14 protein-coding genes are annotated in these 22,681 nt (G+C 66.7%); 2 read left to right on the top strand and 12 right to left on the bottom strand.

Going from position 1 to position 22,681, the window contains the following annotated elements; genetic code table 11:
* Positions 1–4: 4 nt before the first annotated feature.
* From N4T19_RS05945 to N4T19_RS23265, 11 genes are all read right to left on the bottom strand, one after another.
* Positions 5–1,462 (bottom strand): AAA family ATPase, encoded by a 1,458-nt coding sequence (locus tag N4T19_RS05945; RefSeq protein ID WP_260719684.1) that lies wholly within the window; start codon positions 1,460–1,462, stop codon positions 5–7.
* 4 nt (positions 1,463–1,466) lie between these two features.
* A complete protein-coding gene (locus N4T19_RS05940; protein ID WP_182341794.1) occupies positions 1,467–2,861 on the bottom strand; it encodes a type II and III secretion system protein family protein in 1,395 nt (464 codons plus the stop codon).
* 98 nt (positions 2,862–2,959) lie between these two features.
* Positions 2,960–3,997, bottom strand: a complete 1,038-nt coding sequence (gene cpaB / locus N4T19_RS05935) for a Flp pilus assembly protein CpaB (RefSeq protein WP_260719683.1) — start codon at positions 3,995–3,997, stop codon at positions 2,960–2,962.
* 125 nt (positions 3,998–4,122) lie between these two features.
* Positions 4,123–4,677 (bottom strand): A24 family peptidase, encoded by a 555-nt coding sequence (locus N4T19_RS05930; RefSeq protein WP_232539362.1) that lies wholly within the window; start codon positions 4,675–4,677, stop codon positions 4,123–4,125.
* Positions 4,678–4,687: 10 nt separating this feature from the next.
* Complete coding sequence (locus N4T19_RS05925) at positions 4,688–4,873, bottom strand: Flp family type IVb pilin (protein ID WP_116924463.1); 186 nt, start codon at positions 4,871–4,873, stop codon at positions 4,688–4,690.
* Positions 4,874–4,954: 81 nt separating this feature from the next.
* The gene (locus N4T19_RS05920) at positions 4,955–6,868 is read right to left on the bottom strand and encodes a TolC family protein (protein ID WP_232539361.1); all 1,914 of its coding nucleotides are present in this window, start codon (positions 6,866–6,868) and stop codon (positions 4,955–4,957) included.
* 3 nt (positions 6,869–6,871) lie between these two features.
* A complete protein-coding gene (locus tag N4T19_RS05915; protein ID WP_182341789.1) occupies positions 6,872–8,200 on the bottom strand; it encodes an HlyD family type I secretion periplasmic adaptor subunit in 1,329 nt (442 codons plus the stop codon).
* On the bottom strand, positions 8,197–10,071 hold the full coding sequence (locus N4T19_RS05910) for a peptidase domain-containing ABC transporter (protein ID WP_260719682.1): 1,875 nt from the start codon (positions 10,069–10,071) through the stop codon (positions 8,197–8,199). The genes N4T19_RS05915 and N4T19_RS05910 overlap by 4 nt, the downstream gene beginning before the upstream one ends.
* A 299-nt stretch (positions 10,072–10,370) precedes the next feature.
* Entirely contained in the window at positions 10,371–11,906 is a 1,536-nt protein-coding gene (locus N4T19_RS05905) for a hypothetical protein (RefSeq protein ID WP_182341782.1), read from the bottom strand.
* A 79-nt stretch (positions 11,907–11,985) separates the two neighbouring features.
* On the bottom strand, positions 11,986–12,504 hold the full coding sequence (locus tag N4T19_RS05900; protein WP_182341779.1) for an OmpA family protein: 519 nt from the start codon (positions 12,502–12,504) through the stop codon (positions 11,986–11,988).
* A 103-nt stretch (positions 12,505–12,607) separates the two neighbouring features.
* A complete protein-coding gene (locus N4T19_RS23265) occupies positions 12,608–17,617 on the bottom strand; it encodes a hypothetical protein (protein ID WP_313900085.1) in 5,010 nt (1,669 codons plus the stop codon).
* 552 nt (positions 17,618–18,169) lie between these two features.
* Here N4T19_RS23265 and N4T19_RS05890 point away from each other — a divergent pair.
* Complete coding sequence (locus N4T19_RS05890) at positions 18,170–19,315, top strand: L,D-transpeptidase Cds6 family protein (RefSeq protein ID WP_198424325.1); 1,146 nt, start codon at positions 18,170–18,172, stop codon at positions 19,313–19,315.
* 105 nt (positions 19,316–19,420) lie between these two features.
* Here N4T19_RS05890 and N4T19_RS05885 read toward each other — a convergent pair whose 3' ends face one another.
* Entirely contained in the window at positions 19,421–20,896 is a 1,476-nt protein-coding gene (locus tag N4T19_RS05885) for a hypothetical protein (protein ID WP_116924046.1), read from the bottom strand.
* Positions 20,897–21,300: 404 nt separating this feature from the next.
* On the opposite strand from N4T19_RS05885, the gene N4T19_RS05880 reads away from it, so the two are divergent.
* The gene (locus tag N4T19_RS05880) at positions 21,301–22,614 is read left to right on the top strand and encodes a L,D-transpeptidase Cds6 family protein (RefSeq protein ID WP_260719681.1); all 1,314 of its coding nucleotides are present in this window, start codon (positions 21,301–21,303) and stop codon (positions 22,612–22,614) included.
* The last annotated feature ends 67 nt before the right edge of the window (positions 22,615–22,681 follow it).

Below are 22,681 nucleotides of genomic sequence, written 5' to 3'. Positions count from 1 at the left end.
GTTTTCAGTGTCCGCGCAGGCGCTGGAGAAGGTGTTGCAAGGGCCCGGCCGCGCCGCTGCGGTGGCCCACACGCTGTGGATGGTGCGCGGCCAGCAGCTGGTCGGCGAGCTGGCCGACCGCCTTCACATAGGGCTCGCTGCGGCGCTGTGCCTGCAGCAGCAGGCCCCGGTTGACCTCCTGCATCAGTGGCCGGCGGCGCTCGGGAATGCTGCCAAGCAACGGCAGTTGCAACTGCGCCGCCATGTGGCTGGCCGCCAGCTCCAGCCGGCTGTCATGGCGGTTCACAATCAGCTCGATGCGCTCGGGTGCAATGCCGATGGCCTGCAGTTGCTGCAGGAGCTCGGCAGTCCAGACCACGCTGGCCACGCTCTGGTCGCAGACCAGCCAGATCTGGCTGGCCTGGGGCAGCACCTCGGCCAGCACCGGCAGGGGCGTGTCTGCGCCCAGGTCCAGCACCAGGTGCTCAAAATACTGGCCCAGGCGCTGGACCAGTGCGTCGATCTCTCCGGCCGCTGGCAACGCGGCATGGCGGGGCATGGTCAGCAGCCGCAGGCCGCTGGGGTGGCGCGACAGCGCGCTGGCCGCCATGCGCTTGTCCAGGCGCCGCTGCTGGCTGAGCGCATCGGCCAGGCTGAACTCGCCCGGGGTGTTGAGGTAGATGGCGCAGTCACCGCCGGAAGCACCCATGTCCAGCAGCAAGGCATGCAAGCTCTGCCCATCGGCGGTGTGGCTGGCTGGCACAGCAGCCTTGCCGCTGCGCGCAGGGCTCAGGCCCTCTTGCAGATGCCAGGCCAGGTGCGATGCCAGCAGGCTGCAGCCCAAGCCGGCCCGGGCCGAGAGCAGTGCGGTGATGGGCGCGGCATCGGCACGGCGCTGGTCTACGGCAGCGGGGCGGGCCAGCAATTGGCTCACCACTCGCTGGGCCGGGTCCAGCGGTGCATCCAGATCCAGAAAATCCTGCACGCCGGCGCGCAATGCTGCCAGCAGGCATGGGGCGTCCTGCGCATGGCCAATCGCCAGGCGCGGGATATGCGGAAAGGCCTGCTGCAGCTGGGCCAACAGCGCAGTGGCCGCATCGACATTGGCGCTGTCAAACTGCACCAGCACCGCCTGGGGCTGCAGCTGCTGCACTTGCTCGGCCACCGTATACAGGCTGGGAGCGACATGGGGCTGGGCGCCGCCCAGCAGCCGCTGCATCCAGGCCAGCGCCAGCGCGCCCTGCGGCGCGGGCGCCTGCACCAGCAGCAGCGGCAGCGGCACGGTGGCCGGGCTGTCGCCTGCGGGGTTGGCGGTGGCAGGCACTGGGGTCAGTGAAGGTGGTACGGCGCGCAGGGCCGGGCGCTCGCTGGCATCGGCCGGCGCAGGCCGGGCCTGCCCGGGCCTGGGGGTGAGCAGGTCAGCCAGCGAGGGGCTCTCGGGCGCGGAGCCTGCGCTGTGGGGGGCGAGCGAGTCCTTGTTCATGGCATCAGTACGAAAAGCCGGGCAGGGGGGAGTCGGCATAGGGCGCGCCTACCGCATACGGTGCCCAGACGCGGCCCGCATTGGGCAGCTCCTGCTGCGCGCCCGGCAGCAGTGCCTCCAGGTTGGTGCCGGCGGGCAGCGGCTGCACCAGGCGGGGCGTGACGATGATCACCAGCTCGGTCTCTTCCTGCGAGTAGTTGAGGTTCTTGAAGAAGGTGCCCAGGATGGGCAGGTCACCGAGCAGCGGCACCTTGTTGACATTGGACAGGGTCGAGCGGCTGACCAGCCCGCCAATGACAAAGCTCTCGCCATCGGCCAGCTCGACAAAGGTGTCGGCACGGCGGGTGCGCAGCGCGGGCACCGAGATGTCATTGATCGTCACGCCCTGGGTGTAGTCCAGGTCGCTGGCCTCAGGCGCCACCTTGAGGGCGATGCGCTCGTTGGACAGAATGGTCGGCGTCAGCTGCAGCTTGACGCCAAACTCCTTGTACTGGATGGAGATATTATTGCTGCCGCCGCTGGGCACGGGGATCGGGATCTCGCCACCGGCCAGAAAGCTTGCGGTCTGGCCGCTGTGGGCCACCAAGGTAGGTTTGGCGAGCACGCGCGCCAGGCCATTGCCTTCGAGAAAACCCAGCTGCGCAGTAATGCCCCGGCCGCTGAAGGCCCGGCCAAAGCCGAGCACCAGGTTCATCGCACTGGCAATGGCTGTCGTGCCATTGTCGCTACCACCGCTACCGCCGCTGCCGCTGGAAGAGCCACTGCTGCTGCCATTGCTGCCCGGGGTGTAGACGCCGAACTGGAAGCCATGGTCATTGGCCCCGCCGCTGTTGAGCTGCACGCCCGCGCGCCGCATGGCCGATTTCTTGAACTCCACCACCTGCACATCCACCTGCACGGTATTGCTGCGCACATCCACCTGGGCGCGGTCGGTCAAGGGCGTGCCTTTGGGCGCAGTGGCCGCCAGTTCTGCCGAGGCGCGCGCGTGCTCAGGGAGGGACTGGAGGCGGCGCTCCAGCAACAGGCGCGGGCCACTGACCACAACGCTCCAGGTCTGCGGTTCGCCCTGGCTGGGCCAGACCATCAAGGTGGTGCTGCCAGCGGCCTTGGGGGTCAGCAGCAGCTCGGCCGGGCGGGCAGGGCGCGGGGCGGCAGCCTTGCCAGCGGCGGGCTTGCCGGTCTGGGGCAATTCGCCCAGCACCTGCACATCCAGCACGGCTGGGTCGCCAATGGCGATGCGTGCAATGGCAATACCGGGTTTGAACAGCTGCTGCTGGCCTTGCACCAGCGCCAAGGGTTGCACGCTCACGGCAGCGGGGGCCACAGGCTGGGCCTGCACGGCCAAGGTGCTGGCCAGCAGCGGCAGCCAGGCGGCGGATGCAAGTGCGGTGGTTCTCATAGTCGGTTCCCTCGTCTGTCTCGTTCTGGTTCCGGGCCTTGCGGGCCCGTGTGCGCCTGTGTGGCGCGGTCAACCGGGGCTGACAACCCCGGCAGCCATCAATAACGTACGGTCTGCACGCTCGCGCCTTGGTAGACCTCCAGCGTGCGTGGTGGCGCCAAGGGCGCGGCCGGCGCTGGCGCCCTGGCCTGCGTGACGGTGGCAGGGCGGCGCACTGGCTTGCTGTCGGCGCCGGTTGCCAGGTCCTTGAAGCGCAGGCCGGCAAAGGAGCGGTCCATGCCCTGCAGCTCCTCGCCCTTGGCCAGCTTGCCTGCTACTGGCTGCAGCACCGTGGGCAGCGCGGCAAACAGGGCCGGGTCGGGCACGCGGCTGTCATCGGGGTGGCGCAATGCCAGGCTCAGCTGGCCGTATTTCTCGGCCAGGGTCAGGCGCTCCACATCCTGCAAAGGCACGGCCAGCACGGCGGTCGCGGCACTGCGAGCCGCCTGGGCATCTTGCGTATTGCGCCGCGCCGCATTGCCGCTGCTGCCGGTCTTGGCGGCCTCTTGCTCTTCCTGCTGGCGCTGGGCCTGGGTGAGCGGGGGGTTCTCGACACTGGCTGGGCCATAGGCCAGCACCCGGGTGCGTGCCAGCAGCAGCCGGGTCTGGCTGTCCACCTCCGCCGCGTCGGTCTTGCCATCCAGCGTAAAGAACACATCGACAAAATCGCCGGGCCGCACATGGTGGCCAGCAGCCATGGCCTCGCGGATAGCGACGGACACCGCGCGTTGCCCGGGCTCGACCTGCAAGGCCAGGCCGCTGATCAGTTGCTGCTCAAAGAGCGGTGCATCGGGCGCCAGCGCCATCGTGGTGGTGCGGCCCAGCAGAGCATCGGTGTTGGAGAAGCTGGAGGCCACGGCGACTGGCAACTGCGCGATCTTGAGGTCGTCTGCCACCAGGCGCTGGCCTGCCGCTATGGGCTTGGCAGCCACCACAACGGCAAAGGTGGGCGCCGCTTGGCTGGCAGCACCGCTGCTTGGCGCCGTGGTCGGTGCCACCGGCCGATTGGCTGTCTGGCGGCCCAGCAGCAAGGCGCCCAGGCCCAGGGCCAAGGCCAGGACCAGCAGCAGGCCGGCCAGTATCTTGGTGAGGTTCATGGTTGAGGGCTCCTAGAGGTTGAACGCGGCATATGCTTTGCTGTCGCGGCAGCGTGTGCGGCCCAGGGGGCGACAGCAAAACACATGGGAGGTGGAGGTGAATAGAGGTGCATGTCAGCAGTCCTTCAACCCTGGAAAGGCACGGAGTTGCGCATCATCAGCACGATCGCCACCAGCGCCATATAACCGGCATAGGGAATGCTGCGCTGGGGGCCACGAGGCCGGTCGTTGGCAGGCGCATCTGCACCGGCTGCCAGTACGGGCTGCAGCAGGGGCAGTCTGGCCAGCAGCAACGCGCCTTGGGGGCTGCGCAGCAGGCTGCGGCACCCCAATACGACCATGCTGTGCAGACCGGCAAGCAGGCTTGCACCCAGCCAGATGGCCAGCAGATAGGGGGACAGCCCAAACCACAGGCCAGCGACCGCCGCAAACTTGACATCTCCGGCGCCCATCCAGCGGATGGCGTACAGGGGTAGCAGCGCGACAAAGGCCACCGCCATACCTGCCAGGCCTTGCCAGGCCAGCATGTCAAACGGCTGTGCACCTCCGAACAGTGCTGCCAAGCCTGTGGCCAGGCCCAGCAGCACCATCCAGTTGCGCACCTTGCGGCTGCGCAGATCCATGACTGCTATGGCGACGAGCCACAGCAGCAGGATCCAGGTGAAGGCAGTGGTAGTCACGTTGAGGCACTCAGGGAGCTGCGGTGCCGGAGGCAGTCAGGGCAGTACCAATTTTCTCGAAAACCACTTTCAGCTTGGTACCGATATCGGTCAATGCCACCAGCAGACCGACGGCAATCAGCCCTGCAATCAACCCATACTCAATGGCGGTCGCGCCTTCTTCATCGTTCCAGAAGTTCTTGATGATGTTGGTCATGATGCTCTCCATTTACATAGCCCAGCTGAAAAACAGTGGCAGGCGTGGGCAAGCGCCTGTCGCTGTGGAAACCCGTACCTCTTACCAGCGTAGTGCGCGCGCTGCACCGGAGCCTTGCGGCTGGCTGAGCAGCTGCGTGTCCCATCGGTGGTCCAGGCGCAGCGGCAGGTGCTGCGCAGTCAAAACAGGGGGTGAGGTATAGGGGGTTCCAGGCCGGGCAGGGGCTGCGCGGCTGCCAGCCAGTGGCGCGGGGCCAGGGCTGGCAAAGGGGCGCTGCGCAGTGGCAGGCGCGGGGGCATTCGCAGAGCGCTGGGCAAAGAGCTGGTCGAGCCAGTGCTCGGGCAAGTCGCGGGGCAGCAACTGGCCGGTGGTGCGGGTCAGGCGCAATTCATTGATGCGCTGGTCATACATGGCGTCGGCTGCGTCCAGCATCAGGCGCTGTACGTCGAGCTGGGCATCGAGCACCTGCGAGAGGTTGCCCCGGCCCACTTCCAGGAGGCGCCGGTAGCCTTCAAAGGCGGCACTGGCTTCGCGCACGGCATCGCGCAGCTGGGCCTCGCGGGCGCGGCCTGCCTGCCAGCGGCCCCAGGCGGAGGACGCAGCCTCATGCACCTGGCGGCGCACGGCCTCTTGCTGGGCCTGCTGGGCCTGCAGCTCGCTGATGGCCTTGAGGATGCGGTCGCGCAGCTCAAAGCCATTGCCAAAGTTCCAGTTCAGCTCCACGCCGTAGCGGGTGCCTTCGGTGTAGAGCACGCTCTTGGGATCGCGCGTGTGCGAGACGACGGCGGCCACCGTGGGCCAGCGCTGGGCCTTGCTGCGCTCGACCTCGGCCTGGGCGCGCTCGATCAGGTGGCCGATCTCGCGCAGCTCGGCGCTTTGGTCCTCGGCAGCCAGCAGCGCCGCTTGCTCATTGGTCGGCACCCAGAAGCTGGGCACCTGGGGCTCGGGCAGCCAGGACAGGCTCGGGATGTAGTTGAAGAACCGGGTAAAGCGGGCCTGCGCATCGATGCGCTGGGCTTCCAGCGCGTTTTGCTGGGCCAGTGCGCTGGCGCGGCGCGATGCAGCCTGGCGCAGGTCATTGCGGCCCACGGCGCCCAGCTCCGCGCGGCGCTCTTCCACCCGGGCGAGCTGGCCGATGATCTCGGCCGACTCGGCGGCAATGCGGGCCTTGGTCTGGAAGCGGTGCAGCTCTAGCAAGGCCGACAGCGCATCGAGCAGCACATTCTGGCGCGTGGTGTAGAGGGCGCTGCCTTGCGCCGCTTCCATGGCCTGGGCCGCATCGATGCCGGCGCTGATGGCGCCGCCATCGAGCAGGTTCATGCGCACCTCGGCGTTCACCGCCGTGTACGAGCTGCGCCGCCCGCCCTGGGGCAGGGCCGCATTGCCGGCGGAGGTGCCCAGTTTGAAGCTGGGCCAGCGCGCGCCCTCAGCCGTGTGGGTGTCGTAGCCGGCTGATTCCACGGCGGCGCGCGCCTTGCGCACATCGGGGTGGTCGCTCAGCATCGTGTAGAGCGCTGTGAGCAGCTGCTGCTGGGACGCGTTGCCTGCAAGTGTGCCTGGCATCAGCTTGGGTGCCAGCTGCAGTGCGGCGGCAGGTGCGGTGCTGGCGGGAACGACGGGGGCGGCCGGCGTGGGAGCTGCCAGTTCTACGCTTGCGCTGGGTGCGGTGCTGCTGGCAAGCGCAGGCGCGCTATCGCGGCTTTCTGGCGCAGGTTCAGCCATTTGCACGCGCAGCGGCATCTCCAGCACCGGCATGGCGTCGGACTGGCTGGCCTCCTGCGCCGGCACGGTGCCATCGGAGAAGCCCTGCGCCTGCAGATCGCTGCTCGCCCAGGCCATGGTGAGCGCGCAGACAATCCCCCAGACCGAGGCGCCCTGCGGCTCGGCGCGCCCGGCGCAAGCCAGGCGTGGCTGGGCTGCCAGGTAGCGCGCGGGCAAGCTGGCCGCCTGGCCAAGCGGCGCGCTGCTAAGGGGTGCGGGGGCAAAGAGGCGCATCGCTCAAGGCTCCCGGAAAGCTTCGCTCTGGATATGCAGCACGGGGCGCAGCAAATACCAGATAAAGGGTTCACGGCCCAGCAGCAGATCGAGCTCGGCCTGCATGCCGGTGGTGATGCGGTTGTCCTTGCGGCCGACCCAGGGCTGGGCCAGGCTGGCCTGGATGCGGAAATACGACGGCGAATCGGGCACGTTCGGGTCGTGGTCGGCATCGGCCGAGACCAGGGTGACCTTGCCGGGCACAAAGCCATAGCGCAGGTAGTCGTAGGCGCTGACCTTGGCCTTGGTTTCCTGGCCAGCACGCACATAGCCCCGGTCGGCCGGGTTCAGGCGGGCCTCGACGATGACCTCGTCCTTGTCGGGCACGACTTCCAAAATCGCCTCGCCGGGCTTGACCACCCAGCCAGCGCCCGAGCTGCGCAGCCCTTTGACGACGCCGTCGGTCGGGGCCAGCACGACGGTACGGCTGCGCTGGTTGCGCGCGCGGGACAGGTCTTCGCTCAGGCTGAGCAGCTCGCGCTCGGTCTGGGCCAGCTCTTCGGAGGCACGGCGGCGGAACGCGCCCTGGGTTTCCAGAATCTTGGCCTGCGCCTGCTCGACCTTGGCGCGGTTGCTGACCAGGCTTTGCACGGCGGCGGCCAGGTCGGTGCGCACCAAGGTGAGGGCGCGCTGCTTGTCGAGCACTTCGAGCTGGCCAATCAGCTGCTCGGCCGCCAGCTGCTGGGCAATGCCGGCCTCTTGCTCATGCAGCGCCAGGCTGCTGCGCAGGCCGTCGATGCGGGCCTGGCTTTGCGCCACATCGCCCCGGGCCTGCAGCAGCATGGCCTGGCTCGAGGCCAGGCTGCCCTGGTATTCCAACGCCCGTGAGGAGAAGGCGCCCAGCTCGGCGCGAACAATCTTGCTCTCGAGCTCGCGCGGGAAATCCGTTGCCTTGAGCGCCAGGCCCTGGCTCTCTGCCGTGAGGCGCGTGCGGCTGGCTTGCGCGGTGGCGCTGCGGGCCGTCAACTGCTCCAGGTTCAGGCTGCTGCCGCCCAGGTCAATTTCGAGCAGCGGCTCGCCCTTGTGGACTTCCTGGCCTTCCTTGACATGGACGGTGGTGACGATGCCGCCTTCCAGATGCTGGACTGTCTGCACGCGGTCGGAGGGAATCACCTGGCCGCTGGCGACCACGACGTTCTCGACCGGGTAGAACAGGCCCACCAGCACCAGCACGCCCAAGGCGGCCAGCACGATGCGGCGCTGGTTGCGGCCGGGCTGGGGCGTGTCGGGAACCGGTGGCCGCTCCAGGTTTTGCAGCACCTGGGGCAGGTCGTGAAGGGAGCGGGCCGTCATGATGCCAACTCCTGGGCCTGCGCCGGGCCGGGTGCGGCCGATGGCTTGGCGGCAGCCGCGCTGCGCGATGCGGTGGCCTCGTTGGCAGCGGCCGCTGGCTTGCTGCTGACGCCAAAGAGCAGCGGCAGCATCTGCTCGGGCTGGCCCTGGTCCACCTGGCCGTCACCGCGCACATGGTAGATATGCTGGGCGAGCGAGGCTACGCGCAGCGAATGGGTGACGATGATGACCGTGTGCTTGGTCGCAATCTGGCGCAGGGTTTGCAGCAGCGCGGTTTCACTCTCGAAATCCAGGTCGTTGCTGGGCTCATCGAGAATCAGCACCGAGGGGTTGCGCAGGAAGAGCTGGGCCAGGCCGAGCTTGCGCAACTCGCCGGCTGACAGGCCCGCGCCGCCTTCGCCCAGGACAGTCTGGTAGCCCTGGGGCAGGCGGCTGATAAAGCTGTGCGCGCCCGACAGCTGGCAGGCCGCCAGAATCTGGCCGTCATCGGCATCGGGGCTGACCATGCGCAAGATATCGACAATGGGGCCGCTGAACCAGTAGGTTTGCTGTGCCAGGCAGCCGACCCAGCGGCCCAGGTCATTGCGCGGGAACTGCGCCATGTCGTACTCGTCGATCGAGATCGTGCCTTGCGTGGGCTGGTACAGGCCGGCGAGCAGCTTGGCCAGGGTGGATTTGCCCGCGCCATTGCGGCCCAGGATCGCATGGATGCCGCCGGGGCCGATCTGCAGCGACACCTGGTCCAGCGCCAAGTGGCCTGAAGGGTACTGGAAGCTGGCCTGCTCCAAGCGAAACACGCCGCGCGGGCGGGGCAGCGCAATGCGCTGGCTCTCGGGCTCCAGCGGCTCTTCCAGTGCTTTTTGCAGGCGGGCCGTGGCTTCGTTGGCACGGGCCAGCGAGCGCCAGTTGCTGGCCAGCTGGGCAATCGGGCCCAGGGCCTTGCCCGACAGCAGATTCACCGCCATCAGGCTGCCGATGCTCATCCACTGCGCATTGATGGCCAGCGCGCCCACGGTGATGACGGCGACCGAGAACAAGGTCAGCAGCACATGGCTGGTTTCCTTGGCGTTTTCCATCTCGCCGTTTTTGTCAAAGCTCTCGGCCAGCCAGCGGTCATAGCCCGATTGCCAGGCCTGCTGGGCCGCCGCGTCATAGCCCAGCACCTTGAGGGTGCCGCGCGCATTGCAGATCTCGGCCGTGCCCCGGTCGAGCTGGCGCGCCTGCTCGACTTCTTCGACCCGGCCACTGCGCACCTCATCGGCCCACCACCAGGCCAGCACGCCCAGCACGACCATGGCCACCACGATCACCGGCAGCACGGGCCAGGCGATGATGCCGATCACGATCAGCGCGAGCAGGGCCATTGGCAGATCCAGCACCGAGGAGGCTACGCCGCCCGAGATGCAAGAGCGCATCGAGCCGACATCGCGAAACAGCTGCAACCACTGCGTGGCCGAGCGCTGCTCCAGGGTGAGCAGCGGGTGCGCCAGCATGGAGCGCATCAGGCTTTGCGAGACTTCGCGGTCGATCGTCGCGCCCGCTTCCCGCAGCGCACGGGCGCGCTTGCGGCGCAGGTACAGCTCCAGCGCCAGCATGCACAGCACGCCGGCCACCATGGCGGTGAGCGTGGCGGTGCCACCGCGCGAGATGACACGGTTATAGACCTGCAGCAGGAAGATCGAGGGCAGCAGTCCCAGCAGGCTGATGGGCAGTGACAGCCAGACGGCCTGGTGCAAATGGCCTTTGGCATGGGCGAACGACGTCGCCATAGCAGCAGCGAACGGGCTGGCCGTCGCCGCTTCGGCCTCCTGGGCCTGCGCCGTGGCTTCGGTGCGTGACACCAAGGCGCGGGGTAGCAGGTACTCGATCATGTTGGTCTCTCCCAATGCCTCTCAGCGATCCACTGTTGCGTTGCACAAATACACTATTTATTTATTGGTTTTTCTTATTAACTCGGAAACTCGACTGCGGTTTAGTCCGCCATTTCTTGTAATTTACTTTGATTTTTATCAAACATAGCGCGGAACGGCGATGGTAAGAAATTGTATTTTTTTATGACAAATGTCTCCCGCCCAGATACTAAATATAGGGGTTATATAAATATTGGCGGAGCGGGAGTCTTAAAGCTTTTTTCTATGTGAATGTTCAACAAATTGAGGGTATTTGCTAATCAAAAATTAATTAATTGCGGAACAGCAATATGGTGAATCCACTGGTAAATACGCCAGTTGTTGGCCTGCAAAGGGTCTGCACCGGTAAATGGCTCAATAAAAGCGGCTTGCTCTCGCGCATCGGGCGCCATAAACATGGCCGCTTCGGGGTGGAGGTATTGCGGCAGCTGGGCTTGCAAGGTTTTGCGCAGCGCAGCCAGCCAACTGCAGCTTTGAAGGTGGCTGCGGGCCTGGACCAAGCCCGGTTGCAGGGCCAGCTCGGCCACCGCCACCACAGACCAATCGGGCTGCGCCGAGGAGGCGCCCCCATGGGCCAGCAGGTGCCACTGCAGCCAGTGCCGGGTCAGCGCTTCGAGCGCAGCCATCTCAGGCGTGGCCATGCTGGTGGTACTGGCGCTGCTGCCTAGGGCGGCGCCGGGTGGGGCGGATGGTGCATCGCTGGGCGCTGCGACCGCAGTGGATGCGCAGCCCAACGCACCCATGCAATCGGCATAGGCGGCCAGCGCCACCAGGCGCCAGGCGGGCGCCAATGCTGACGGTTTGGGCGTGGGCAGCGGTGGCTGCAAGTCGCTGTGCGCAGTCACGACCTTGCCGGGGGCCAGGCGCTGGGCCAGTTGGGCCATGACCGGCAGCACGCTGTCCAGCGGTTCGGTCTGCTGGCTTTGTGCATAGCGGGCCAGTACCAGCAGGCACAGCGCGTGGTGCAAGCGCTGCGTCCCATCTGCCTGGTGGCGTTGGATCTGCTGGCACAGCTGCTGCGCGGCACGGCCCAGCAGCTGGGACAGGCCGCGCTGCTGGGGGGGCGCCTCGCCCGTCTGCTGCTGGTAGCGCTGCTGCACCAGCAGCAGCGCATAGATGCGCGCGCAAAAGGCCTCCAGGCGTTCGTTGCTCCAGGGGCCGTGTGCTGGCTCGGGCACGGCCAGCGCCTGCAGCGTGGCGATGCTGGCCTCGCTCTGGAGCAAGGTGGCGCCGGTGGTCGGCAACGGGGGCGTGTCAGCGCGCGGCAGCTGCGTCAGACGGCCTTCGCTGTTGACAAACAGGCCTTGCAGATGCAGCAGCCAGTGCGCACGGGGCAGGCGGCCCGGCTGCTCGCCCATGCCAGGCAGCCATGCGCTCGGTGCCGGGGCTGTTGCCGACCAACGCTGGGGCGGCACCAGTTGCACCTGCTCGAGGCTCTCGTCGGCCAGCGCCCAGGCCGAGACCGCAGGGCGCTGGTTGGCCGGTGCGGCGCTGCCTTGCAGCGCACTGATGCGCGATGGCCAGTCAATGCGCAGCTCCAGGCAGTCGAGGTTGCGGCTCCAGGCCCATTGCCGCACCTGGGTGGTGCCGGCGCGCCAGGCCGCCTCCAGCGTGGCGCGGCGCACATAAAAGGTCGCCACAGGCTCTCCTGGTGTTGCCACGCTCAGCAGCAAGATGCAGTCGCCAAACGGCTCGGGCAGGGGGCTGGTGCGGGTCTTCAAATAGTCCAGGCCCAGGCCCAGTTGCTGGACCAGGCTGGCCTGTTTGTTCCAGCGGTGGGGTGCTTGGTGCGCCAACACATGTCCTCCAGGGGCTGAGACAAGGCAAGGGGGCAGGGCGATGCAGGACGCCATGCCAGGCCGGGGCAGAGGGCACTCAGCGGTATTCGAACTCCACCCGCCGGTTGCGCTGGTGGGCCTCTTCGCTGCTGCCGGTATCGGCCAGGCGTTCCTTGCCATAGCTCACGGCCTCGACACGGGCGGGGTCGACCCCCAGGGTCTGCAAGCTGCTGCGCACCGACTCGGCCCGTTTTTGGCCCAGCGCCAGGTTGTATTCGATGCCGCCGCGCGCATCGGTGTGGCCCTGCAAGGTCAGCGACTGGCCAGGGTGGCTGCGCATCCAGCGTGCATGGCTCTCCAGCACGGGGCGGTCAGCCGGGCGCACGGTATAGGAGTCAAAGTCGAAATACACGGTATGGGCCGTATCGGCCGGCCCTTTTTTGCCCGGCTGTGCGGTGGCAACGACTGGTGCCACGCCCGATTGGGCGGGCTCGGCCGAAGGCTTGGACAGCGCGTAATGGTGCTCTTCGCGTTTGGAGGTGGTGGAGCTGCTGCCGCAGGCCGCAAGGCCCAGGGCCAGCACAGCGGCGGCAGAAAGAGGGAGAAGTTTGAACATGGCAATCCTTGATGGGGCCCCGCGCTTGCCTGGAAACCAGGCAAGCGCTGCAGACCCATGGGGATGGAAGCGGGTCACTGATCAGCGCAGGGCGCGCTGTGCATCAGGCCAGTTGGTGGTGCAGCAGGTCCTGCGGCAGCACGCTGTGTGCATCGCCGCTGGCCACACTGCTGATGGCGGTGGCCACCGGCTGCAGCGCGCTGCCGGCCGTGCTGGCCACGAAGTGTGGGGCTGCCGTGCCGCCCAGCAAGCCACCGAGCACGCCGCTGCCGCCCAGCAGACCGCCTACGAGGCCGTGCTCACTGGTGATGCCCGAGAGCAGGCCGGTGTTGCCGCCGAGCAGGCCACCGACCACGCCGCTGTCACCCAGCAAGCCGCTGACCAGGCCCGTGTTGCCGGTCAGGCCGCCCAGCAGCCCCCCCGTTGCGCCGGTGCTACCCAGCACGCTGCCCAGTACGCCCTGGTCACCGAGCAGGCCGTCGACCACACCGCCCAGGCCCGCTGCTGCGCCGCCCGAGGTGGCGCCACCCAGCCCGGCCAGGACATCGTGTACGGCCGAGACCACCGGCTCCAGTGCCTGGCCCGTCTCCTGCGTCAGGCCATTGACCGCCGAGGTCACAACGCCCAAGGGGCCGCTGCTGGTGCTGGTCAGGTTTTCGACCACACTGGTCACCGGTGCCAATACGCCGCTTTGCGGATCCAGCAAGGTATCGACCACCGCGTTGACCGGCGCTGCGACGGTGCCGCCGACCAGATCACCGACCAGGTTCTGCGCCGTGGTCACAACACCGCTGCCATCGGCGCCGCCGGAGCCATTGCCCTGCAATCCGCCCAGCAGACCACCGTCACCAGTCAGGCCACCGAGCAGTCCGCCTTCGCCGGTGATGCCGCCCAACAGGCCGCCATTGCCGCCGACCACGCCACCCAGCAGACCACCGTCGCCGGTCAGACCGCCGAGCAGACCGCCTTCGCCGGTGATGCCGCCCAACAGGCCGCCATTGCCACCGACGACACCACCCAGCAGGCCACCGTCACCGGTCAGGCCGCCGAGCAGGCCGCCTTCTCCCGTCAATCCGCCCAGCAAGCCGCCGACCGCACCACTGGAGGTGCCGCCGCTCAGGCCCGCAATGACATCGTGTACGGCAGAGACGACCGGCTCCAGCGCCTGGCCAGGCACTTGGGTGAGCCCATTGGCCACCGAGGTCACGACACCCAAGGGGCCGCTGCCGCTCTGGGTCAGGCCTTCGACAATGATGGTCACCGGTGCAAGGACGCCACCTTGTGGATCCAGCAGGGTATCGACCACCGCGTTGACCGGCGCTGCGACGGTGCCGCCAACCAGGTCACCGACCAGGTTCTGTGCCGTAGTGACTACACCGCTGCCATCGGCACCGCCGGCGCCATTGCCCAGCAATCCGCCGAGCAGACCACCGTCACCGGTCAGGCCACCAAGCAGGCCGCCTTCACCGGTCAGACCATCCAGCAGGCCGCCGTTGCCGCCAATGACACCGCCCAGCAGGCCACCGTCACCGTTCGAGCCGCCGAGCAGGCCGCCTTCTCCAGTCAGGCCGCCGAGCAAGCCGCCGACTGCGCCACCAGAGGCGCCGCCGCTCAGACCTGCGACGGCATCGTGCACGGCAGAGACGACCGGCTCCAGCGCCTGGCCAGGCAACTGGGTCAGGCCATGGGCCACCGAGGTGACGGCGCCCAGCGGCCCGCTGCCGGTATGGGTGAGACTTTCTACCACGCTGGTCACAGGGGCCAATGCGCCGCTTTGTGGGTTGAGGAGGGTATCGACCACGGTATTGACCGACGCTGCGGCCGTGCCGCCGACCAGATCGCCGACCAGGTTTTGTGCCGTAGTGATTACGCCACTGCCATCGGCGCCGCCGGAGCCGGAGCCCAGCAGTCCACCCAGCAGACCACCGTCACCGGTCAAGCCACCGAGCAGCCCACCTTCACCAGTGAGGCCGCCGAGCAGGCCACCGTTTCCGCCGACAACGCCGCCCAGCAGACCACCGTCGCCGGTCAGGCCCCCCAGAAGGCCGCCTTCACCGGTCAGGCCGCCCAGCAAGCCGCCATTGCCGCCGGTGAGGCCTCCCAGCACACCGCTGACCACGGTGCCAATCAGGCCACCGCCCAGTCCGCCGCCGGCACCACCGTCGCCGATGCTGCCCAAGCCGGCAATCAGCTCGTTCAAGGCACCAATGACCGGTTGCAGCCCTTGGCCTTCGACCTGGGTCAGGCCACTGACCAGCTCGGTCAATACACCCAGCGGGCCGCCTTCGACCGAGGTCAGACCTTCGAGCACCGAGGTCACCGTGGCGAGGGTGCCCGTACCGGGGTTGAGCAGGCTGTCGAGCAACTGGCCGACGGGTTCGGCCACGGTGCCGCCCAGCAGGTTGTCGACGACATCCTGCGCCGTAGTCACCAGGCCGCCATCGGTGGCGCCGCCACCCGGGACCAGGCCGCCCAGCACACCGCCGACGATGCTGCCGATCAGGCCACCGCCCAGGCCTCCACCCAAGCCGCCTTCACCGATGCTGCCCAGCCCGGCAATCAGCTCGTTCAAGGTGCCGATCACAGGCTGCAGGGCTTGGCCTTCCACCTGGGTCAAGCCGCTGACCAACTCGGTCAGCACACCGAGCGGACCGCCGTCGACCGAGGTCAAGCCTTCCAGCACGGAGGTGACCGTGGCGAGCGTGCCGCTGCCCGGGTTGAGCAGGCTGTCGAGCAACTGGCCCACCGGCTCAGCCACCGTGCCGCCCAGCAAGCCATCTACGACATCCTGCACCGTGGTGACCAGCCCGCCATCGGTGGCGCCGCCGCCAGGCACCAGGCCGCCCAGCACACCGCCGACGATGCTGCCAATGATGCCGCCGCCCAGGCCGCCTTCACCCACATTGCCCAGGCCGGCAATCAGCTCGTTCAAGGTGCCGATGACGGGCTGCAGCGCCTGGCCTTCGACCTGGGTCAGGCCACTGACCAGCTCGGTCAATACACCCAGCGGGCCGCCGTCTACCGAGGTCAGGCCTTCGAGCACCGAGGTGACGGTGGCGAGGGTGCCGTTGCCGGGATTGAGCAGGCTGTCGAGCAATTGACCCACAGGCTCTGCCACGGTGCCGCCCAGCAGGCCATCGACAACCTCTTGGACCGTCGTGACCAGGCCGCCGTCGGTGGAACCACCGCCAGGCACCAGGCCGCCGAAGATGCTGTCGACGATGGAGCCGATCAGGCCGCCGCTGATACCACCTTCACCAATGCTGCCCAAGCCGGCAATCAGTTCGTTCAAGGTACCAATCAGCGGCTGCAGCGCCTGGCCGTCCACTTGGGTGAGGCCATGGACCAACTCGGTCAAGACACCCAGGGGGCCGCCTTCGACACTGGTCAGGCCTTCGAGCAAACCGGTCACGGTTGCAAGCGTGCCATCGGTCGGGTGCAGCAGGCTGTCGATCAACTGGCCCACCGGCTCTGCCACCGTGCCGCCGAGCAAACCGTCCACCACGTCTTGCACCGTGGTCACGATGCCGGGGCCGTCCGTACCACCGGGCGGCGTGCCGGAGCCGCCGCCCAGCAAGCCGCCCAGCAGACCACCCACGCCCGCAAGCAGCTCACCGAGCGGGCTGTTCTCACCGAGCAGACCGCCCAACACCTGGTTCACCAGACCGGGAATGCCTTCGGTCGATGTGGGATCGCCCAGACCTGCGATCAGCTGGTTGAGCGTGGAAACCAGCGGCTCCAGCCCTTGGTCCTGGATATTGACCAGGCCATCGACCAGCTCGGTCAGCACACCCAGAGGGCCACCATTGGTGTTCGTCAACTGCTCCAGCACGCTGGTCACCACCGCGAGGGTTCCCGTCGATGGGTTGATCAGCGAATTGACCAGATCCGTGACGGGCGCCACCAAGGTGCCACCGCCCAGCGCGCCCAGTACGTCCTCGACCGAGGTGATCAGGCCATGGCCGTCCGTAGGATCGGTGGGGTTGGTCGGATCCGTAGGATTGGTCGGGTTGGTTGGATTCGTTGGATCCGTCGGGTTGGTTGGATTGGTCGGGTTCGTGGGATCCGTTGGGTTAGTCGGATTGGTAGGGTTGGTAGGGTCCGTGGGGTTCGTAGGATTGGTTGGATTGGTGGGATCCGTAGGGTTGGTCGGGTTCGTCGGATTGGTGGGATCCGTGGGGTTGGTAGGGTTGGTAGGATTCGTCGGATTGGTAGGGTCCGTCGGATTCGTAGGGTTGGTGGGGTTGGTCGGATTGGTGGGATCCGTGGGGTTGGTTGGATTGGTCGGGTTCGTAGGATCCGTCGGGTTCGTCGGATTGGTGGGGTTCGTAGGGTTGGTCGGATTCGTGGGATCCGTAGGATTGGTTGGATTGGTCGGGTTCGTAGGATCCGTCGGATTGGTCGGATTCGTTGGGTTAGTCGGGTTCGTTGGATTGGTGGGATCGGTGGGGTTGGTCGGATCCGTAGGACTGGTGGGATCCGTCGGGTTGGTAGGGTTGGTCGGATTGGTCGGATCCGTGGGGTTGGTGGGGTTCGTTGGATTGGTGGGGTTGATGGGCGGCGTCCGGTCGTCGTCATCGTCGCCGCTGTCCAGCGCCGCAGCAATCAGCGCGCCGCCACCAATGCCCACCAGGCCGGCGAGCAGAAAATCGCCCAAGGTAGAGCCACCGGCTTCGGCCGTTTCCTGGGTCACCACCAGGCCCAAGGCGTCGGTGTCGTCCCCGGCAGGGGCCACATCGACCTTGCCCGAGGCCAGATCCAGCGCCATCGCGCCTGTGCCGTCGGCGCCTGCCTGGTAGCCCAGCGTGGCCTCGGTGCCGCCCGCAAACGTGCCCACGAGCTTCTGGCCACCGGCACCGCTGAACTGCGCCTGCGCGCTCCCATCGGCTGGCACGATGATCTTGTCACCCACTTGCAAGGCCGTGCCTGCGGGGGCCGCCATCGTCTGGCCATCCCGCACAATCTGCACGCCGGCGCTGGCCTGGGACAGGGTGGCAGGCGTGCCTTTGGCCGATGCGGCCATCGCTGCGCCGCTGCCGGTTTGGGACGCCATGCCGTGGGTGGCCAGTGCGGCAGCTGCGGTATTCGAGGGGAGGGCGGTGGAGGTGGTCATTTTCTCTGTCCTGTAGAAAATTGAAATATCAAACGCAAGGGCTCCGATTTGCCTCGCGAGGCTTATCTGGGCGGAGACTGTGCAACTTGCGTGCCATGGATTTGTTTTTTATCTGCGTTCTTTTGGTATTTCATAAGTCATTGAAATTCATGAATAAATATATTTATTTGCAGATGAATCGCAGTTTAAAAACTATGGCCCGATCAGGCGTTTAAGCAATGTCCAATGTTGTTCCCTCCGGCGTTACGTAACGTTCTGCCGTTACGCTGGAGCATTTCCGTCAATATTTGCTGCGTCGCTGTTAAATAGGATTTAAATCATGATCCTCTGGTATCCATAAAAATTTACATAATGAATCAGGTGCCGGGCTCGCATACTATTTCTGCTGTCTCTTGCCGCATGAGTGTTTCTCCTGGTCACTGCTGCGCCGGCTTAAAGAAGCTGTTCAAAGAATCTCGTTGTATTTCCCCTGTTTCCATGACTTTTAAAAAGCCATCTATGCGCATCGCGTCTCGTCACTTCTCTCCCCCTCTCTGGTTAAGGCAGGCACGGTTGCCAAAGTTGGTGGCTGCGCTGTGCGCAGGCGGTACGGCCGTATTGCTGGCACTGCCCGCCCATGCCGCACGGGAGGTGGATGCCGTAGCCCAGCTGCTGGAGCAGGGCCAGACCGCGCAGGCGGCGGCGCAGGCCGACCAGTTTTTGCAGCTCAATCCCCAGGACGCCGAGATGCGCTTTTTGCGCGGCGTGATTGCCACCGAGCAAAAGCAGCAGACGCAGGCCATCCAGATCTTTTCGGCGCTGGCACGTGACTACCCGGCCATGCCCGAGCCCTACAACAACCTGGCCGTGCTGTATGCCGCCCAGGGGCAGGACCGCAAGGCTGTCGATGCGCTGGAGCAGGCCATCCGTGCCCAGCCCGGCTATGCCACCGCCTATGAAAACCTGGGTGATCTGTATGCCCGCATGGCCAGCCAGTCCTACGGCAAGGCCTTGGAGCTGGACAGCGCCCGCCAGGGCGTTGCGCCCAAGCAGGCGCTGATCGCGCAGATTGCGCCGGGCGGGACTGGGGCGGCTGTGCCAGTGACAGCGGTGGCAGCAGCCGCGCCGCAGTCTGCCGCTGCAGTGGCCCCCACCCCGAGCTTGACCCCGGTGCAAGCTGCGGCTGCGGTGCCTGCACCTGCAACCGAGCCTGTGGTGGCAGAGCGCATATCCTCGGCAACCCCGCTGCAGCTGGCCGCGGCAGAGGCGGCACGGTCATCGGCCAAGTCATCGGACAGGCCAGCAGCCAGTGCCGCCGCCAAAGCAGGCCCGGCGCCGGATGCCGTGCCTGCCAGCACGGCCTCGCAGACGCCAGATAACTCCCCAGCAGCGGTGGAGGCTGCCGTGCAGGCCTGGGCCCAGGCCTGGGCGCAGCAAGATATGGATACCTATCTAGGCGCCTACAGCCCCGCCTTCAAACCCGCCGACGGCAGCAGCCTGGCGGCATGGAAGCAGTCACGCCGCCAACGCATTGAGGGCAAGCGCGAGATCAGCGTGGCGCTCAGCGATGTGCAGGTGACCGTCGACGGCGCCCGCGCCACGGCCCGCTTTGTGCAGGCCTATGCGGCAGGCGCGCTCAAGAGCAACTCCCGCAAGACCTTGGTGCTGCAGCCCGAGCAAGGCCAGTGGCGCATTGTGAGTGAGACGGTGGGGCGTTGATCGAGCCCGCTGAATACAGCCAAGGCGCCTGCCCTTTTGGAGCAGGCGCCTTGGTTTTGAAGGTGCAAAGGGCGGTTGTGCCAGGCGCTGCGGCTGGCCGGGTATCTATGGCGCTAATGAGCGTGCCTGCGACAGGTTGGCAAAGCTCACCGCCGCGCTGATGGTGATCAGCAGCTGGCTGGCCACGCGGCAGTCGGTAACGGGCGCCTGCAGTACGCCGCTGCTCCAGCGCTGGCGGCCGGCTTGCGTATGGGGCAGCTTGGGCCAGACCATGCGTTGGTAGCAGGTCTTGAACAGCGACTGCATGCCCGAGAAAAACTGGCTGCGCTGGGCATGGCTGGCAAACAGCGGTTGGCCATGCTGCAAAGAGCATTCCATCAGCGCGGCAGACACCCAGGGCTCGGGGTGCAGCTTGCTGTGTTCCTGGTCCTGCGCCAGGGCCTGCAGCTGCTGCCAGGCGGCATGCAGCCATGGGCTGTCGCCGTCTGCAGCGGGGCTGCCAGTGGCAGCTTGCAGGTCCGAGGGCTGCTGCCCACTCTTTTGCAGGCTCTGCAAGGCCAACTGGGCCCAGGGGGCGGTGGCACCTGCGCCGCGTACGGCCTTGCCATGGAGCTGCTGGGACAGCAGGCCGATCAGGTCGCGCAGCGGTGTGGCGCAGCCGGCGCCCGGGTAGAGGTGGACATACTGCACCAGCACGATCAGGCTCATGGCCTTGAGCAGGTCGCTGCCGCATTCATGCAGGCTCCAGCGCTGCATCTGCTCGGCCTGGTAGGCGATGGCACGGTGCACGGTCATCGACGAGCTTGGCGTTGGCGCGCTTTGGCGCTGGGTGAGCAGCAACGCATAGGTGATGCCCAGGTGGTCGACCAAGGTGCTGGCTTCGGGCCAGCTGCCGTCTTCGCTCTGGCTGCGGGCCAGCAACTCCTGCGTGGCCTGGTAGATGGCCGAGGCCGCGCTGCCGTGGCTGCTGCGGGGTGACAAGGGGTCGTGGCGGGGAAGGGTGCGCATCTCTCCGAGCGGGCTGATGTGCAGGCCTTCGAGCAGCAGTTGCCAGCGGCCCAGGGTGCTGGCGGGCACTGGATCGCTCAGCAGCTGCAGGCGGGCGAGTGCGCGCGTCATGCGGTGGCTGAGCAGCGCCAGCATCTCGGCGCGCTCCTGCGCGCTGTCGGCCAGGCTCCAGGACTGGCGCAGATCGGCCAGCGCATCCTGCGGCTCATCGCCGGGCAGCGGCAGCACGGCGGTCGCCCAGTCAATGCGCAGTTCCACGCCGGTGGCATTGAACGCCCAGGCCCATTGCCGCATGCGCGCTGCGCCCTCCGTCCAGGCCTCGGCAACGCTGGGCTGCTGGATGCTGAAGCTGGTGATGGGCAGGTTCTGCGCGGTGATGGTGAAGAACATCAGGCAGCCGTCATAGGGCTTGGGCAGATCCACCGCCTGCTGCGCCACAAAGCGCGCTGCCAGGCTCAGCTGGTGGGCCAGGCCGGGTGCGCAATGCACCTCCATGCACAGATGGCGCTCCTGCGCTTCATCAAACAGCGTCTCGCAGACCTCTGGGCTGAGCAAGGGGGCGTTGTGGGTCATGTGCAGGTCTCCGGTCTGGGGGCTGGCCTCAAGGGCAAATGCCCAGGCCTTGTCTTCATGAGTGCAACTCCTGTGCCAACGCGAAAACCGGCAGCTGTTACCTCTGTGAAATTTATTAGATCATTGTTTTAAATGAGTATTTTTATTTTTCGTACGCCATAGGTGCGGCGTAAAAGGCAGTTTTGCTCCAGTTGTTACGGAGGTGTTACGTAACGTTCGTCCTTTGTGGGGGGAGCGTTTCGCCGCCCGGCAGCCAGCCCTTGGCGCAGGCAGGGTCTGTATAATCGGCCGGTTTTTGGCGCGCGCCAGGCGGGGCTTTTTCTGCCAACGGATGTGTGTACAGATACGCAAGATTTCTGGCTGTTTTCTGCGGCTTTTGGTCCACTGCAACGAGAAAATCCCCCATGCAAAGTGCTTTCCCAGCGCGCTCTACCCTGCGATCCCTGGTGCCCGTCCTTTTTCGCCAGCGCTGGGCGGCGGTCTGCGTAGGTGTGCTGATGGGGGGCGCTGCGCTGCAGGCGCAAGCCGCGCCCACGTCGCCTGCATCGCCCGCTGTGGCGGAAGTGAGCCAGTTGCTGCAGCAGGGCAAGGCAGCGCAAGCCGCCAAAGAGGCCGATGCCTACCTGCGCAAGCAGCCCGGCGATGTGGAAATGCGCTTTTTGCGCGGCGTGATCGCGACCGAGCAAAAACAGCATGCACAGGCGATCAAGATCTTCCAGGAGCTGACCCGCGATTACCCCGGCATGCCCGAGCCCTACAACAACCTGGCCGTGCTGTATGCCGCTGATGGCCAGGACCGCAAGGCCGCGCAGGCGCTGGAGCAATCGATGCGCACCAACCCCAGTTACACGACGGCGCATGAAAACCTGGGCGACCTCTACGCCCGCATGGCCAGCGATGCCTATGCCAAGGCGCTGCAGCTCGAAGGCGCGCCCAAGCAGACGGCCCCCCAGCTGGCGCTGATCACGCAGATTGTCCCGGCCTCGCTCGCCAACGGAAAGAACGCGCTGGTGCAGGCCCGAGCCGATGTGCCGCCCAAACCGGTGGCGCCCCCGCCACCGCCGCCAGCACCTGCGCCTGCGCCGGTGTCAGCGCCCGCACCAGCACCAGCCCCTGTTGCAGCGCCCAAACCGCCTGCGCCTAGCCCTGCACCGGCTGTTGTAGCCCAAGCGGCATCCACGCCGGTTCCGGCGCCCAAGGCGGCTCCGGCACCTGCGCCCACGCCAGCAGCCGCTCCGGCGCCTGTGCCTGCTGAGCCCGCCAAGGCTGTGGCAGCCAGTGCTGTGGCAGCCAATGCTGTGGCAGCCAGCGCCGCCGCCCCAGCCGCCAAACCGGCAGCACCTGTGGCCGAGACCAAGCCCAAGCCAGCGCGTGATACCGCCAAGCTCGATGTGGAGCGCGCCGTCAACAGCTGGGCCACGGCTTGGGAGAAGAAGGACATGCCCGGCTACCTGGCCGCCTACAGCGACCATTTCAGCCCAGCCGGTGGCGGCAGCCTCAGTGCCTGGAAGGAAGAGCGGCGCCAGCGCATTGTCGGCAAGCAAGCGATTGTGGTGAATGTGCGCAATCTGCAGGTCAGCGTGGAGGGCGAGCAGGCAACAGCCAAGTTCCGCCAGTACTATGCGGCCGGCGCGCTCAAGACCACCACCCGCAAGACCTTGGTGATGCGACTGGAAAAAGGCCATTGGCGCATCATGCGCGAGACCACGGGCGGCTGATCGCTCCGCGCTGCACAGGCTATGATCGGCGCTGGTCCGCACAGAAGTCAGTTGAAGGAATCACAGG

Origin of the sequence: Comamonas squillarum (assembly GCF_025309455.1) — a bacterium.
GTDB classification, from domain to species: Bacteria; Pseudomonadota; Gammaproteobacteria; order Burkholderiales; family Burkholderiaceae_C; genus Comamonas; species Comamonas squillarum.
This window is presented reverse-complemented; position numbering and strand designations above follow the sequence as displayed.

What these genes read in the sequence shown, in the direction of transcription:
- cpaB (WP_260719683.1), bottom strand. Translation starts at nt 3,997, where the DNA reads ATGAACCTCACCAAGATACTGGCCGGCCTGCTGCTGGTCCTGGCCTTG.
- N4T19_RS05940 (WP_182341794.1), bottom strand. Translation starts at nt 2,861, where the DNA reads ATGAGAACCACCGCACTTGCATCCGCCGCCTGGCTGCCGCTGCTGGCC.
- N4T19_RS05915 (WP_182341789.1), bottom strand. Translation starts at nt 8,200, where the DNA reads ATGACGGCCCGCTCCCTTCACGACCTGCCCCAGGTGCTGCAAAACCTG.
- N4T19_RS05945 (WP_260719684.1), bottom strand. Translation starts at nt 1,462, where the DNA reads ATGAACAAGGACTCGCTCGCCCCCCACAGCGCAGGCTCCGCGCCCGAG.
- N4T19_RS05880 (WP_260719681.1), top strand. Translation starts at nt 21,301, where the DNA reads ATGCAAAGTGCTTTCCCAGCGCGCTCTACCCTGCGATCCCTGGTGCCC.
- N4T19_RS05925 (WP_116924463.1), bottom strand. Translation starts at nt 4,873, where the DNA reads ATGACCAACATCATCAAGAACTTCTGGAACGATGAAGAAGGCGCGACC.
- N4T19_RS23265 (WP_313900085.1), bottom strand. Translation starts at nt 17,617, where the DNA reads ATGACCACCTCCACCGCCCTCCCCTCGAATACCGCAGCTGCCGCACTG.
- N4T19_RS05920 (WP_232539361.1), bottom strand. Translation starts at nt 6,868, where the DNA reads ATGCGCCTCTTTGCCCCCGCACCCCTTAGCAGCGCGCCGCTTGGCCAG.
- N4T19_RS05900 (WP_182341779.1), bottom strand. Translation starts at nt 12,504, where the DNA reads ATGTTCAAACTTCTCCCTCTTTCTGCCGCCGCTGTGCTGGCCCTGGGC.
- N4T19_RS05885 (WP_116924046.1), bottom strand. Translation starts at nt 20,896, where the DNA reads ATGACCCACAACGCCCCCTTGCTCAGCCCAGAGGTCTGCGAGACGCTG.
- N4T19_RS05910 (WP_260719682.1), bottom strand. Translation starts at nt 10,071, where the DNA reads ATGATCGAGTACCTGCTACCCCGCGCCTTGGTGTCACGCACCGAAGCC.